Origin of the sequence: Psychromonas sp. SP041 (genome assembly GCF_000470315.2) — a bacterium.
Classification (GTDB): Bacteria; Pseudomonadota; Gammaproteobacteria; order Enterobacterales; family Psychromonadaceae; genus Psychromonas.
In genome coordinates this window covers 1-14,884 of record NZ_CBRF02000028.1, presented here as the reverse complement: position 1 = coordinate 14,884, position 14,884 = coordinate 1, and the positions used below count along the sequence as shown (strand labels likewise).

13 protein-coding genes are annotated in these 14,884 nt (G+C 36.7%); 5 read left to right on the top strand and 8 right to left on the bottom strand.

The features are described from left to right. Positions 1–198: 198 nt before the first annotated feature. The 4 genes from SP041_RS14780 to SP041_RS14765 form a co-directional block, all read right to left on the bottom strand. A complete protein-coding gene (locus tag SP041_RS14780; protein WP_025564671.1) occupies positions 199–1,656 on the bottom strand; it encodes a short-chain fatty acid transporter in 1,458 nt (485 codons plus the stop codon). Positions 1,657–2,058: 402 nt separating this feature from the next. Continuing rightward, a complete protein-coding gene (locus SP041_RS14775) occupies positions 2,059–3,234 on the bottom strand; it encodes an acetyl-CoA C-acetyltransferase (RefSeq protein ID WP_037049063.1) in 1,176 nt (391 codons plus the stop codon). Between the two features lie 85 nt (positions 3,235–3,319). Further along, positions 3,320–3,976 carry a 3-oxoacid CoA-transferase subunit B gene (locus SP041_RS14770; RefSeq protein WP_025564673.1) on the bottom strand — a complete coding sequence of 219 codons (657 nt, stop codon included), beginning with the start codon at positions 3,974–3,976 and terminating at the stop codon, positions 3,320–3,322. A gap of 113 nt (positions 3,977–4,089) precedes the next feature. Further along, positions 4,090–4,788, bottom strand: a complete 699-nt coding sequence (locus tag SP041_RS14765) for a CoA transferase subunit A (protein ID WP_025564674.1) — start codon at positions 4,786–4,788, stop codon at positions 4,090–4,092. 102 nt (positions 4,789–4,890) lie between these two features. Between SP041_RS14765 and SP041_RS14760 the strand changes: the two genes are divergently transcribed. Next, complete coding sequence (locus SP041_RS14760) at positions 4,891–5,775, top strand: LysR family transcriptional regulator (protein WP_025564675.1); 885 nt, start codon at positions 4,891–4,893, stop codon at positions 5,773–5,775. Between the two features lie 185 nt (positions 5,776–5,960). On the opposite strand, the gene ansA is transcribed toward SP041_RS14760, so the two are convergent. Both ansA and SP041_RS14750 read right to left on the bottom strand, forming a co-directional pair. Further along, positions 5,961–6,980 carry an asparaginase gene (ansA, locus tag SP041_RS14755; RefSeq protein ID WP_025564676.1) on the bottom strand — a complete coding sequence of 340 codons (1,020 nt, stop codon included), beginning with the start codon at positions 6,978–6,980 and terminating at the stop codon, positions 5,961–5,963. A gap of 110 nt (positions 6,981–7,090) precedes the next feature. Next, the gene (locus SP041_RS14750; protein WP_025564677.1) at positions 7,091–7,429 is read right to left on the bottom strand and encodes a DUF1971 domain-containing protein; all 339 of its coding nucleotides are present in this window, start codon (positions 7,427–7,429) and stop codon (positions 7,091–7,093) included. Positions 7,430–7,909: 480 nt separating this feature from the next. On the opposite strand from SP041_RS14750, the gene SP041_RS14745 reads away from it, so the two are divergent. After that, positions 7,910–8,545: an alternative oxidase gene (locus SP041_RS14745; RefSeq protein ID WP_025564678.1), complete on the top strand. Its 636-nt coding sequence runs from the start codon at positions 7,910–7,912 to the stop codon at positions 8,543–8,545. A gap of 609 nt (positions 8,546–9,154) precedes the next feature. Continuing rightward, entirely contained in the window at positions 9,155–9,886 is a 732-nt protein-coding gene (locus SP041_RS14740; protein ID WP_025566057.1) for a tRNA-uridine aminocarboxypropyltransferase, read from the top strand. Between the two features lie 207 nt (positions 9,887–10,093). Here the strand turns inward: SP041_RS14740 and mobB are convergent, their stop codons facing one another. Next, the gene (gene mobB, locus SP041_RS14735; protein ID WP_025566056.1) at positions 10,094–10,639 is read right to left on the bottom strand and encodes a molybdopterin-guanine dinucleotide biosynthesis protein B; all 546 of its coding nucleotides are present in this window, start codon (positions 10,637–10,639) and stop codon (positions 10,094–10,096) included. A gap of 83 nt (positions 10,640–10,722) precedes the next feature. Here mobB and SP041_RS14730 point away from each other — a divergent pair, with 83 nt between their 5' ends. Next, a complete protein-coding gene (locus SP041_RS14730; protein WP_025566055.1) occupies positions 10,723–11,352 on the top strand; it encodes a LysE family transporter in 630 nt (209 codons plus the stop codon). 142 nt (positions 11,353–11,494) lie between these two features. Here SP041_RS14730 and SP041_RS14725 read toward each other — a convergent pair whose 3' ends face one another. Next, positions 11,495–12,403: an aldo/keto reductase gene (locus SP041_RS14725; RefSeq protein ID WP_025566054.1), complete on the bottom strand. Its 909-nt coding sequence runs from the start codon at positions 12,401–12,403 to the stop codon at positions 11,495–11,497. A 1,672-nt stretch (positions 12,404–14,075) separates the two neighbouring features. On the opposite strand from SP041_RS14725, the gene SP041_RS14720 reads away from it, so the two are divergent. Continuing rightward, entirely contained in the window at positions 14,076–14,624 is a 549-nt protein-coding gene (locus SP041_RS14720) for a peptide-methionine (R)-S-oxide reductase (protein ID WP_081695453.1), read from the top strand. The last annotated feature ends 260 nt before the right edge of the window (positions 14,625–14,884 follow it).

Genomic DNA, 14,884 nt, shown 5'->3' with positions numbered 1-14,884 from the left:
ACAGAACAATAAAAAACAGATCGTAGCTTGTTTAATGCTCAACTTTTAATATTAATTATTAGTGATTGTTTATTGGAGATTGGTTGTTAGTGATTGATCATGCCTACAACGTTAAAAGCTAAAACTAAAGCTTATAAACTAATTTAACGCCGTAGACATAGGTTAGTGATTTAATGTTTTAATGAGTAAATGGCTTAATTAAAACACTAACAAGCCAAGTGAAATAATCACGCCCGAACCGAATAACGCCATAATACAATACCCCATTACATCTTTAGCCCCTAAACCTGCGATTGCTAACGCAGGTAAAGCCCAAAATGGCTGGATCATATTAGTCCATGCATCACCCCAAGCTATTGCCATTGCTGTTTTCGCAGCATCAACGCCTAATGCAGCGCCCGCTGGCATCATAATCGGTGCTTGAACTGCCCATTGACCACCACCAGACGGTACAAAGAAGTTAACAATACCTGCACTTAAGAAAGTAAAAACAGGGAAAGTAGTCTCATTTGAAATAGATACGAATCCTGCAGAGATAATACCCGCCAGTGAAGATCCTGAATCACCAGTTGCTGTCATCATACCCATGATGCCTGCGTAGAACGGAAACTGTAATAAGATCCCCGAACAATTTTTAGCACCTTGAGAGACAGAGTTTAATAAGCTTTTAGGCGTACCATGCAATAAAATTGCAGAGAATAAGAAAGTGAAATTAACAATATTAAGATTAAGTGCAAAGCCATTGTTAATAAAGTAATAGATAATATAAGTGAACCCCATCGCACCTAATAACAATGATAAAATACGACTATTTTCAAGACGTTCGGCAGGCGTCATTTTTTCCTTAGATTCCGATTCTTGATTGTTTAACGCTTCAGCCTGTAACTCTTTACCTTGAAAGTTTTTGCCTTTTGACTCTTTACCCTGCCCATTAGCTTGCAGCACAGCTTGTTCTTTTAATAACTGTGCATCAATGGTGATAATATCCTTTCCAACGGGATGCATTAAGCGATTCAAAATTGGAATAGTAATTAACATCACCGCAAGAATTGTCAAATTCATGGTCGAGAAAATCGTTTCAGAAGTTGGAATAGGTGACGTCACCGCACCATTAGTCACAGCACTCAAGTTAGTACCACTTGCTAAGGCTAAAGGAATCGAACCTGATAACCCTGCATGCCAAAATAAAAATCCGCTATACGCAGAAGCAATTAATAAGCGGTAATCAACGCCCCTTACGCGTGACGCAATTTCACGAGCAAAGATAGCACCAACTACCAAACCAAATCCCCAGTTGATCCAACAAGCGATCGCACTAATAAAGGTCACTAATAAAATGGCTTGGTTCGGTGTTTTAGCAATACTAGCCAATACCGCTAATTTACTTTTAAACGCAGGTGCACTCGCCATCGCATGCCCAGTCACCACCACCATTGCCATTTGCATTGAGAAGGTTAATAGTTTCCAAAAACCACCAGCCCAAGCATCAACAACTTGTATTGGACTTTGCCCTGTACTTGGCATCACTAATACAAACACCACTAAGGTTAATACAATCGCAAAAATAAAGGGATCAGGGAGATAACGCTGAAGTAGCGTCACAAAAAACTTGCTTAATCTTTGTAATAGACTGAGTTGTGCTACGTTGGTATTCATAACAATTTCCTTATTATATGTTGTTAGCGTATTGACGATCTATTAACGAGGATCGCTAATAAAACGCCATTAGTTGCGTTGATAGAATTCGACATTTTATTTGTATTACTGCTTATGCTGATTGCTGATTAATAACTATTGATAGCTAATTACTAAGAATGTCGTGGCAGTTAAAATAACGACCGACAATTGAATTAAAAACTGATCTTGAACTAAGAGTTTTATTACTTTTCAGTGCTTTCATACTTTATATTACTAAGAATGATCTTCTAACAATGACTTTCTAATACTGGCTTTAAAAGCGACCTTTTCTGAAAAAATAGCTTTCTGACGACACTCTTCAGCAATAACTTATTCGCGTTAAGACATACTCAATAACGCGAATAAGCTGAATCGATGTATTTAGCGGGACAACAACATCGCGACGCCCATTCCGCCACCGATACAAAGCGTAGCTAATCCTTTATTCAATTCCCTGCGCTTCATTTCATGTATTAGAGTCACTAAAATACGACAACCTGATGCACCAATGGGGTGACCCAATGCAATTGCTCCACCGTTAACATTCACTTTGTTGGTATCTAGCTTAAGCTCTTTATTGACCGTCATCGCTTGTACGGCAAAGGCTTCATTCGCTTCTACAACCTCTAAGTCATCAATTGTCCATGCCGCTTTAATCAGTGCTTTTTTAGTCGCTTCGATTGGGCCAACACCCATAATTTCCGGCGCTACACCCGCACTTGCTGAAGCTGTAATGGTTGCTAATATTGGTAACCCTAATGCCAGTGCTTTTTGTTTAGAGGTGACGATCACCATCGCCGCACCGTCGTTAAGCGTTGATGAGTTACCCGCCGTCACTGTGCCATCTTTTGCAAAAGCAGGACGTAACTTAGCTAAACCCTCTACGCTACTGTTAGGACGAATTTGCTCGTCTTGATCAACAATAATCGCCTCACCTTTACGTTGAGGAATACTAATAGGGACAATCTCTTCAACGAATTGCCCTGCGGCTTGTGCTTGTGCGGCTTTTTGTTGTGATTGCGCTGCAAAGGTATCTTGCTCACTGCGTGTAAACTGCCAGCGTTCAGCAATATTTTCAGCCGTTTGTCCCATGTGATAATCGTTAAATGCATCCCATAAACCGTCACTTACCATGGTATCGACTAACGACCAGTTACCCATTTTTTTGCCATGTCGGCTTTGTGGTAAAACGTGTGCAGCTTGACTCATACTTTCTTGTCCACCAGCAACCACCATTTCAGCATCACCATTGGCTATTGCTTGTGCGGCGAGCTGGACTGCTTTTAGGCCTGAACCACAGACTTTATTAATGGTCATGGCAGAAACTGAATGAGCGAGCCCAGCATGTACCGCCGTTTGACGAGCAGGGTTTTGACCACAGCCCGCGGTTAGCACTTGCCCTAAAATAACTTCATCGATATGTTGTTTTAAAATAGGTTGTTTTAATAGCATCGACGCTAACACTTGACGGCCTAATTCCACTGCGCTTAATGACGATAAGGCACCGTTAAAAGCCCCAATAGGTGAACGACCCGCAGCAACAATAACAATTTCCATAATGACCTCTTTACTCAAAATAACTCTTTTACTAGACATAACAGCTTCGCTAAAAATAACTGCTTTACTGAAAATAACTGATAACTTAAAACACCATCTCAGGGACATGGTCAGGCACAATTAAACGTCCCTGAGTTTTAGCTTGAATTTCTTCTATCGACACACCCGGTGCTCGTTCTTTTAAAACAAAAGCCCCATTTTCAATTTCTAACCAAGCTAAATCAGTTAAGACTTTTTTAATGCAGCCTTTACCTGTTAAGGGTAATGAACAAACCTCTAATAATTTAGAGTCACCGCCTTTAGAAGCGTGGGTCATGGTGACAATAATGTTGTCGGCACCCGCCACTAAATCCATTGCGCCACCCATGCCTTTTATTAACTTATTGGGAATCATCCATGAGGCGATGTTGCCACTCACATCCACTTCAAAAGCACCTAATACGGTTAAATCAACATGACCACCACGGATCATGGCAAAAGACTCTGCTGATGAAAAAATAGAACTGCCAGATACTGCTGTTACGGTTTGTTTACCTGCATTGATCATGTCTGCATCCACATTCGCTTCACTAGGAAACATCCCCATCCCTAATAAACCATTTTCAGATTGCAACATCACGTCCATACCGTCCGGTATAAAGTTAGCCACTAATGTTGGAATACCTATTCCTAAATTAACGTAGTAACCATCTTGTAACTCACGTGCCACGCGAATGGCCATTTGATCTCGAGAAAGTGCCATAAAATCACCTATAAATATGCATTGAACTAAGCATGTATTGAATTAAGTATTGAACGAAATATGTATTGGACTAAATATGTCTTGAACTCAGTTTATATCTAACTACAAAAGCATTATTCGCTTGTTGTACGGTTTTCAATACGCTTTTCAAACGTACCAACAATCACGCGGTCAACATAAATACCAGGAGTATGGATATGAGCAGGGTCAAGTTCGCCTACTTCAACTAACTCCTCCACTTCAACCACGGTTATTTTTCCTGCGGTGGCAGCTAATGGATTAAAGTTTTGTGCCGTATGACGATAAATTACATTACCGTAACGGTCTGCTTTCCACCCTTTCACTATCGCAAAGTCACCGGTGATTGATTCTTCTAACAAATATTCACGTCCGTTGAAGAAACGCGTATCTTTACCTTCTGCGACTGGCGTACCAACACCGGTTGCCGTATAAAATGCGGGAATACCTGCGCCACCGGCACGCATTTTTTCAGCTAAAGTACCTTGTGGTGTTAACTCAACATCTAGCTCACCGTTTAATAGTTGCTTTTCAAACAAGGCATTTTCACCTACATAAGATGACACCATCTTGCTTACTTGTTTGTCTTCCAACAAAATCCCTAAACCAAAACCATCGACACCACAATTGTTCGATACGATAGTTAGATTTTTTGTTTGTAGACGTTTAATTTCAGCAATCAGATTTTCAGGAATACCACATAAACCAAAGCCACCAGCGAGTACGGTCATACCATCTTGTAAACCACTCATAGCGTCTTCATATGTTGTCACTACTTTGTCAAAACCAGCCATAGATCCACCTTTAAATACAATGTCATTTTAATTTTTATCAGTGTGCCCCATACTCATTCATTAAATAAATTTATTATTTTTATCTATTAATTTGGTTTTGTTATGAATGTAAAACAACTTCGTATATTTTTAGCCGTCGCACAGACCCAAAGTTTTGCCGAAGCAGGCAACCTTGTACACATGTCACAACCCGCAGTAAGTTTGTCGATTAAGAGCTTAGAAGACTCTTTAGGTGGGCGTCTATTTACTCGCACAACAAGAAGCACTTTATTGACGGCAGAAGGGCAACAACTATTGTCCATGGCTAAGACCTTAGTTGCCTCATGGGATGCGGTAGAAAATGAGCTAAAACAGAGATTTACATTAGATAGAGGGAAAATAGCACTGGCGGCAATGCCCTCTTTTGCAGCCTCTTTATTACCAAAAGTGTTGATGAATTATCGACAAAAAAACCCCAATATCAGCATCGAAATTCACGATGTATTAACGGATACAGTTGTGGAAATGGTACGTTCTGGAAATATTGAAATGGGCATTTCTTTTGAGCCAGAAAATACACAAGATTTAAACTTTCAAGCCTTGTTTAATGATCGCTTTATTGCAGTGACTCATCAGAATTGTTCGCTCAAAAATGAGAAAGAACTCACATGGAAACAGATACTTGAATGTGAGTTTATCACCTTACAAAAACCTTCCAGTGTACGTAATTTAATAGAAATGGCGTTAGCGAAAGAAGGAATGGAATTACATGTTGCTTTTGATGCTCACCAATTAGCAACCGTAGGGAAAATGGTCTCTCAGGGGTTAGGAGTCGCTGTTGTCCCTGCATTATGTGAGGCGCAAATGCGTGAGCAAGGCGCCATTTGTTTACCGATTTCACAGCCAATAATTTCTCGTCATGTGGGCATCATCACAAAAGCTAAAATCCCACTTTCGATTGCCGCACAGGAAATGATCGATACCTTAATTGAGACCTTTAGAAATTGAGACGTTGAAAAACAAGACAATGCTAATAATAAGTGAAAATTAAGTTAGGGCGATGGTCACGATTATCTTCACGTATTAAAATAACGTATTAAAGAAAGCCTATTAAAGCAGGCTTATTAAAAGAAGTGTTGGAGTTATTGCCCTAAAGTTAAAAACCATGAAATAACAGCTATTCAATATGGCGGTTAAACAGCAATCGTTAATTCACCACGTAAATCAGTAGTGAGTAACTCTTTCACTACTTTATAGCTTAGGTCTTGGCTAAGGAGATAATGTAACTTAGCAATCACTGATTCTGTGGTCATATCTAACCCGCTGATCACGCCTACTTCACTTAATGCATGCCCTGTTGCATAGCCTTCCATATTAACGCTGCCTTTTAAACATTGGCTACAGTTAACAATGAGAATACCGCGATCACTTGCCTCTTTTAAGGTACTTAATAATTGCGGATCTTGCTGTGCATTACCAACGCCATAAGTTAATAGCACTAACGCTTGTAGTGGGCTTTTTAATAAGTTGTCCAACACTTGCCAGTCTAACCCTGGGAATAGGTGCAAAATAGCAATCGATTGTTTCTCAATCGAGCCAATGGTTAAACGCGTATTAACAGTTTTCTGTTTTTTACCGGCAACATTTTTAATTTCTATTCCCGCTTCTAATAACACAGGATAATTAGGCGAAACAAAAGCACTAAACCCATCAGCATGTTGCTTAGTTGTACGATTCCCTCTAAATAACTGGTTATTAAAGAAAATACACACTTCATTGATAGGATGATGGGCAGCGATGTACAAAGAATTTAATAGGTTAGCGCGTGCATCTGAACGTAACTGTGAAAGTGGTATTTGTGAGCCAGTAATAATTACAGGCTTACTTAAACTTTCAAAAATAAATGATAATGCCGATGCCGTATAAGGCATGGTATCTGTGCCATGTAATATGATAAACCCGTCAAACTCTTGATACTTCTGTTGAATATCAGTCGCTAAAACTTGCCATGCTTGAGGTGAAATATCAGCAGAATCAATCAATGGTTCATATTCATGTATTTCAAATTCAGGCATATCCTGATGATAGAACTCAGGCATATTTTTAATCGTTTCAGACAAATAACCAGCAACGGGAATAAACCCATTTTTAGAGGGTTTCATACCAATTGTGCCACCAGTATAAGCGATATAAATACGTTTTTTCTCAGCCATTACATTCTCATTTCTATTTCTGTGTTGTTAATAGTTATTGTTAATAGTTGTTGTTTATAATTGTTGCTAATAGTTTTTCTCAATCATGAAAGTTAAACATAACCGTTAAATCATGCGTTTCTTTCTGATAAATTTTGTTTAACAGTGTCAGAATCTTTATGTGCATAAAATTCTACTTTAAATTCGGTCTCATCAGTTAAGAACTCTACTTTATGCCAATACTCAGGCGGTGAAATTGCACACTCACCAGCGAGGACAACAATTTCTTGTTCTATCAGCCCACGTCGTTCACTAAAGCCGTAAAACTTTAAACGCCCGAAGGATACACATATTTTCCCAAACACGCCTGCCTTTGTATTGTGTTCAAATAAGAACAACTTAGGGATATTACTTTTAGTAAATAGAGGTGTCGTTTTATAATGCACAAAATCATCTGGAATATTCGTTATTGAATTCAAGTCATCACTCCCTTCTTAATTAAGAAATAGATTCTTATTACCGTCTCCACCATGACACGGAATCTAAACTAATGCTATTACCGCCACCTTATTTCATTTTAGTAAATGTAAATATCATCTTTTTCTTGCATCAAAATATTTACTCAAACAGCTAAATATCCAATTTAAAAGATAAAAATCTTTATTTTGATGGTAAACCTAAACATATTAAGTCAATTTTACGTCAATAATTTTTATTATTGAAAAAGTAATTTAATTACAAAACACTAACAAATAGCGAACAATAGAGCCTATTTCAATTAGTTAAAATGCAAAATCATTCACAAATGTTAATGGACTATTTCCAGACTTGTTAATGGTTGTTTACATGACAAAAATCAGCTTTTTTTCAACCTGAACATGCATTGACCCAGATCACATTTAGTATTAATTTATCAGTAGAATTACTTTTAACTTACTGAGAGAGATACTATGTCAAACTTTGAATTGCTGCACCAAAAGCCAAGTAAAATGTCTGAGTCTATCGCCTATAAAATCACTCAGGTATTGAAATTCACACTAAACCTTTTTTACGGCACTAAGTACGCTAAACGTGCCGTTATCTTAGAAACGATTGCCGCTGTACCAGGTATGGTCGCAGGTATGCTCAACCACTTAAAAGCATTGCGTCGTATGCGTGATGACGAAGGATGGGTGCGAGAATTATTAGATGAAGCTGAAAATGAACGCATGCATTTAATGATATTTTTAGACATTGCTAAACCGACATGGATTGAACGTACATTAGTATTATTAGGGCAAGGCGCGTTTCTCTTTGTGTACACTTTTTTATATATTTTATCGTCTAAAACAGCACACAGAGTCGTCGGTTATTTTGAAGAAGAAGCCTGTAAAAGCTATACCGAATTTCTAGATAAAATAGATGAAGGTGTTGTTGAAAATGTTGCTGCGCCTAAAATTGCTAAAGACTATTATAAGTTGCCACAAGATGCATTGTTACGTGATGTTGTATTGCGTATTCGTGAAGATGAAGCACAACACCGTGACCGTAACCACGAGTTTGCAGATTCATTTGAAAGTAATGACTTACCATCACATCAACAGTAAACGTCATCCAATAAACTAAGCACTAACAAAATGAAATCGAAGGGGATGATTAATATCATCCCTTTTTTATTCTACTTCTTACACCACCTATTCCCCTCATGATGCTTAATAAACACAGTTAACCTGTTCTTTATAGTCACTTTTTTGCATCTATACCCGTGACGAAACAATATAAATTATTCAGTCGCTAACTCGGACACTAAGGCAAGACATTACATTATGCTAATGGCGAGCTCTTATCGAATGTTACACCTAGTATTGGTTTTCTATTTTTCGACCCACAGGGCAGTTGTGAGGCAGGTCCTGTCATAGTAATACCGATTACATTAAATAAGTGTTCTAAATTTTGCGCAGGAAAAATGACTTAGTTTAAGGCGTAAATTGAGCTAAATGGTTGTTCCATTTACGAAATTTACAACGAAGAAATAAGTTATTTTAACCAGTAAAATAGATCAGTTAATTAGTGTGATTGGTATAATGAATAAAGTCTCAATTTAACCCGTTAGATCTTTACCTTTATGCCTAGAATCTGTTGACCTCACGACTTGCTGATTTTTGCATCTTGAATGGTGATGGGTATAATCCCCCCTCTTAATAACAGAGTTAATTATGCGAATTCATGCCGTTCATACACTATACGATCACCGTTTAAGTCAAAGCACTCGCCCTTTTTTAGCCCGTGGCGGAAGTATTCCACGCTGTAAGCATTGCATGTTATTACCCTACTTATGTATATGCTCAATCAAGCAAACGGTCGAGAGCCAAAGTGCATTTCTATTATTGATGTATGACGATGAGATCTTAAAGCCAAGTAATACAGGACGCTTAATTGCAGACCTTATTCCCGGCACACACGCTTATATTTGGTCTCGTACTGAACCGAATCCAACTATGTTAGCGTTATTAGCCGACCCAACATGGCAACCGATCGTTATATTTCCGGCTGAATATGCCACAGCAGAGAGAACATTAATGTCATCGCCTATTGCTTCTCATTTAAATGAAGATAAACGACCATTGTTTATTTTATTGGATGGTACGTGGGCACAAGCTAAGAAGATGTTTCGTAAAAGCCCATACTTAGATGCATTCCCTGTTTTGTCTTTTTCACCAGAAAAACTATCGCAATACATTATGCGTAAAGCGACTAAAGACAACCAATTAGCGACCGCTGAAGTAGCGAGTTTAGTGTTAGATAGCTTAGGTGAGATAGATAATGCGCATCTATTAACGTTATTATTTTCAACTTTTAAAGAAAACTACTTGCTCGGTAAGTCACGCCAACAATTGCCAGAAGAGAACTGCCAACAACGCTTAATATCAGCTTTTGCTTTGCGGTAATTTTTTGAGCGTAACCTTCTCGAAATGATTTTCTCAAAGATGGTTTAACGCCAAATGAGCCACTTAACTTTATTAACCTTAACTATATTCTTCTCAAATACACTTAGTTAAAATTTATCCGGCTCACTTTCTTTCGCGTGTATAGAAAAATAGATGTATAGAATAATAAAGAAATAGAGAAAGAGAGAAACAACCCAATTACTTATTTTATATCGACCCGCTTTTATGCACAGCGATAACCTGTTGCAAAATAAAAGTGACCATCGATTGTAATTGCGTAAAGTCAAAGAGTGGTAAATCACCCGCGTCAACATATTGGTCGCACACCAAAGCAATAATATTACTATCGTTTGGATATATAAATGGCTTTTCTAACACATTACGGTGTAACTCTATTTTAGGAAAAGCGTGGTCACGATAACCTTCCACCAGCACTAGATCTAAACAATCTGTATTTAATAAGGCGAGCTGTTCATTTAACTGACTATCATGTGCTTGCTCATGTTCATGAAAGCAAATTGAACGATGTGTCCCGGCTAATACAACTTGCGAAGCACCCGCTTTACGTAAGCGATAACTGTCTTTTCCAGGTTTATCCATTTCAATGTCATGATGGCTATGTTTCACCAAAGCGATACGTAAACCTTGTTCAATCAACAAAGGGATTAACTGCTCGATTAGGCTTGTTTTACCCGTACCACTAAAGGCAGCAAAGCCTAGTAAAGGTACTGGGAATTTCGTCACTGACGTCATGATTTAACCTTATGAAAATAATTAAAGACACGTTATCATAATCGATTCAATGCCTCCTCATCAATTAGCCTTAAGAGTGAAATATGCCCTACTTTCAAGAATTTATTATGTTAACTATCATTCATCTGCTCGCAGTAATGAGCCCAGGACCAGACTTTGCAATTGTGCTGAGACAAAGTATTAGCTTTGGTCGTAAAACAGCGATAATAACCAGTTTAGGGATAGGAGCAGGCATATCGGTGCATGTGCTATACACCCTTTTAGGCGTGGGAATTTTGATATCTCAATCAACGACTTTAATGATGATAGCGAAGATATTAGGCGCGGCTTATATGCTTTATTTAGCCGTTAACTTATTACGCAGTAAAGCCAAACCAAATCAATCGTCATCTATCGCACTTGATAACAACAAAAAACATCAGAAGAAGGCGTTTATGGTTGGCTTTATGACCAATGTATTAAACCCTAAAGCGACCCTGTTTTTCTTAGCTATTTTCACTACGGTAGTAAGCGCTAATACACCACTTGCTGTGCAATCACTTTATGGATTATGGATCATTGTGACAACGGCGGCTTGGTTCTGTTTAGTGTCTTTTCTATTTTCACAGCAATCTGTCAGAAAAAAGTTCTTAAATCATGGCCATTGGTTTGATCGAGTGATGGGATTAGTTCTATTGTTATTTGCAGTAAAACTATTAATCGAACTTGTTTAAGTAACCTCCGTTCTGAATAAGCAAAGCGATACAATGCCGCTATTTCCGCGGATTTCTGCGTTAAATTTTCTATCAATAACCCATTATTGCTTCAATCATTCGCCTTGAACGACGCAAAACTAACTAAATACGATATCGTTATTTATAGAACAGGCGAACCTTTAGATGCAACCCAAATGCGATACCACTGCTCAGTGCTCATCTTCAATGTTAATGCAGCAACCGCATTATGCACACGTGTAATTTTACCTGAGCCAATTAATGCAACTGGTTTTGATGGATGTTTAAGTACCCAAGCAAACATGACTTGTGTGATAGCGGTAGCTCCCATTTCCTTAGCAACTTCATTTAAACAACGACATAAACGTGAAATTTTAGGACTTTGATCATTAAAAATAACCCCACCAGCTAAGCATGACCATGCCATCGGACGTACTCGATATTCTTGTAATTGATCTAAGACGCCATTTTCGATGTTCTCAGTGTTCATTTGATTTACTTCAACTTGGTTTGTAATTAAAGGTTTATCTAAGCGAGATTGTAAAAGAGAAAATTGTGAGGGTGTAAAATTTGATACGCCAAAGTGATCGACTTTGCCTGATCGTTTTAATTCATAAAAAGCAGAAGCAACTTGATCTGCATGCATTAGGAAATCAGGTCGATGCACTAATAATGCATCCAGTTTTTCAACACCTAATCGACGTAATGAATTCTCTGTAGAAGTGATAATAGCAGCTTTACTACTGTCATAATGCGAAACACGCTTTTCTCCTGGTGCAGGCGTAATTCCGTTAATGCCAAACTTAGAAATAATTTCAATTTTATCACGCATACTAGGGTCTAACTTTAATGCTTCACCGAATAGCACTTCACTATTTTTATAAATAGCGCCGTTATCAACAGTGCTAATACCTAATTCGACATGTTGCTTCAAAAAAGTTAAACGAGCCTGAGGTGACATTCCCCAATCATTTAGACGCCAATAACCTTGAATTAGCTTAGAAAAGGAAGGCCCTTCTGACGCCATTACAACTTTTTCAACAAAACTCATAAATACCTCAAAAATCAAAAGAGAACTGGATAACCACAACAACATCAAAATAACATAAAAAATAAGCATTTACATTATTTTTAGAAATGAAAAATACACATAATGAGGTATAGGTAACAATATAAACAAATGAGTTAAATAGATAATGTTAAAACGACAGAGAAAATGAAATAAAATTAGAAATAACAGGAAAAAGTAAGCGAAGTAGATAACAGTATTAAATAAAGGTTTTCAATTTTTTGATGGTATATCAAGCTTTATGATACATAAGGCTTTATTAAAAAAATATTTAGTTACATTAAGACTTAGTTAAATACAGGTCCACATAACCAAAACTTGAACCACCACTGGCGATTTTAATATAAGTCGTTACATTGTTATTAAATGTGTAAACCACATTAACAAAGTAGCGATTAACTTTTTCTAAACCATCTGTAACAGAACAACCCGCATAAAAGTTGTTTTATCTAATTGTTAAATATCAACTAGATCAAGATAATCAACCCCATTTTTTATAAACATTGTTCTATGTAACTTATATAAAAAGTAAGTTCTTGCATAATTAGCTTCTAAATTAAAAACTTGAACTTTAGTGCGCCCATCATCGAAAACATCATCACACCAATTTAAATCAATAACTTACATAAATAAAACAGTATTAGTATAATCGGTTTTATACTTTACACTTGAATTGAAACTAATGATCTGTGTCTATACTATTTATCATCGTCTCAAAACCACTACCAATACTTAAACCATTATAAATAAAGCATTATAAATAAAGCATTATTTATGAAAAGTTAGCGTCTCTCAATTTACAGTAGAAAAATCTACATAATCTTTTTCTAAATGAGCAGAACTTACTTCAGCACCTTATTCGACAGTAAATGCCATAACACCTATGGTAGATAATTGTTCGACAACAACGTATACAGATCCAACAAAAAATTCAGCAACATCAATTATTAAAACAATACCTTAGTTTACTTTAGTGCTTTTTTATTGAACTTCCGCATCACCGTATGAAGTTAATTTATAATAATTTTCGTTTTGAATTAAAATAGCTTAAGCCTATTAATTCATGTTAATTTTTTAAAGCTATTCTCTAAAATTAAATGTTAAATAATGATAAACGTCATTAATATTTCTAAAAAAACCTTCATCTTAAATGCGACTTTGAAAATAAAAGTGGTACATGTAAAAAATATGAAATTTATAACTATACTCAACGGTCTTTAATAAACTACCTTTAGTCTTTTTTAAAGGTGTATAAAATTTATGAAGAATAATCAAACAATTCAAAACAGCCATTATGCGAAAGCAATCTGAATTGCACAGAGCTAATTGGACAGAAAGAATTAATTTTATGATAAAAATCAGTTGATTATTTAAGTAGAAAAAACATTGTGTAAGATCTCAGCAAATTATGCTTACAAATATGAGACTACAATGACAAAGAAAAGCACGACTGCGTTATCTTAATAGCCAATATGCATATATATAAAACCTATTAATGCTTCTTATGCTTCAACAGGCTTTAGAAAAATACGATGCTTATAGAACAAAAAAGCATTAAAATTATAGGTAAGTAATTAAATTTCGACTAAGCTTTTTAGAAATAATACATTTCTATGTTTGATTTATAAAAAAACAAAGTTAAAAATGGAGAATAATGATGAAAATAAATATTACAAGACGAAAGTTTCTAACTAGCTCAGCAGTCGTCGCGGTCAGCCAAATAGCGACTAAAGCGTTTGCAGCAGAGCCCACAACTAAAGCGACGACTGACCAAGTCAGTACGAGTGAAGATTATACATATGAAGTTAATTATACAGATGCAGAATGGAAGGAACGCCTAACTGAAGCTGAATTTACCATCCTTCGAGAAGGTGAAACAGAAGAAGCAAAAAGTAGCCCACTTTGGAAAGAAAAACGTGAGGGTTTATACCACTGTAAAGGCTGTGAATTAACTGTTTATGAATCAAAAGAGAAAACTGTTTTGGATAAAGGGTGGGTTTTCTTCAGACATAGCAAGCCTGATACAGTACTCATGGGGATAGATTTGTTCACACATTACAGTCGTGGCGAGCCTAAAGCAAATAAAGTAATGGAGTCTCATTGCCGACGTTGTGGTAGTCATTTAGGCCATATACTTTATATAAATAAACAGATTCTTCACTGTATCAATGGTACGTCACTTATTTTCAAACCAACAGTTTAGTTATTACAAACCATTAAATACGTATTCTAATAATTACATAGAAAAAATAAGCGTATACAGATCAAAAGTTTGATTGAGCCCTGAAATCTATGTAATTACCTATCATTAACTTAATGCTATTAAGGATAGGTAATTATACCATATATGGACCCTCTCCGATTGCAAGACAATTTAGATCGTTGAAATAGAGTACATTGCAGCCATATATTCGGCTTTTTATGAGGTATCATCGATGCCTCTAGCCCTGATGGATTTCCGCC

Bases quoted from the DNA above. Each gene is read 5' to 3' on its own strand.
- SP041_RS14780 (WP_025564671.1), bottom strand. From the start codon at position 1,656: ATGAATACCAACGTAGCACAACTCAGTCTATTACAAAGATTAAGCAAG.
- SP041_RS14775 (WP_037049063.1), bottom strand. From the start codon at position 3,234: ATGGAAATTGTTATTGTTGCTGCGGGTCGTTCACCTATTGGGGCTTTT.
- SP041_RS14770 (WP_025564673.1), bottom strand. From the start codon at position 3,976: ATGGCACTTTCTCGAGATCAAATGGCCATTCGCGTGGCACGTGAGTTA.
- SP041_RS14765 (WP_025564674.1), bottom strand. From the start codon at position 4,788: ATGGCTGGTTTTGACAAAGTAGTGACAACATATGAAGACGCTATGAGT.
- SP041_RS14760 (WP_025564675.1), top strand. From the start codon at position 4,891: ATGAATGTAAAACAACTTCGTATATTTTTAGCCGTCGCACAGACCCAA.
- ansA (WP_025564676.1), bottom strand. From the start codon at position 6,980: ATGGCTGAGAAAAAACGTATTTATATCGCTTATACTGGTGGCACAATT.
- SP041_RS14745 (WP_025564678.1), top strand. From the start codon at position 7,910: ATGTCAAACTTTGAATTGCTGCACCAAAAGCCAAGTAAAATGTCTGAG.
- SP041_RS14740 (WP_025566057.1), top strand. From the start codon at position 9,155: ATGCGAATTCATGCCGTTCATACACTATACGATCACCGTTTAAGTCAA.
- mobB (WP_025566056.1), bottom strand. From the start codon at position 10,639: ATGACGTCAGTGACGAAATTCCCAGTACCTTTACTAGGCTTTGCTGCC.
- SP041_RS14730 (WP_025566055.1), top strand. From the start codon at position 10,723: ATGCCCTACTTTCAAGAATTTATTATGTTAACTATCATTCATCTGCTC.
- SP041_RS14725 (WP_025566054.1), bottom strand. From the start codon at position 12,403: ATGAGTTTTGTTGAAAAAGTTGTAATGGCGTCAGAAGGGCCTTCCTTT.
- SP041_RS14720 (WP_081695453.1), top strand. From the start codon at position 14,076: ATGATGAAAATAAATATTACAAGACGAAAGTTTCTAACTAGCTCAGCA.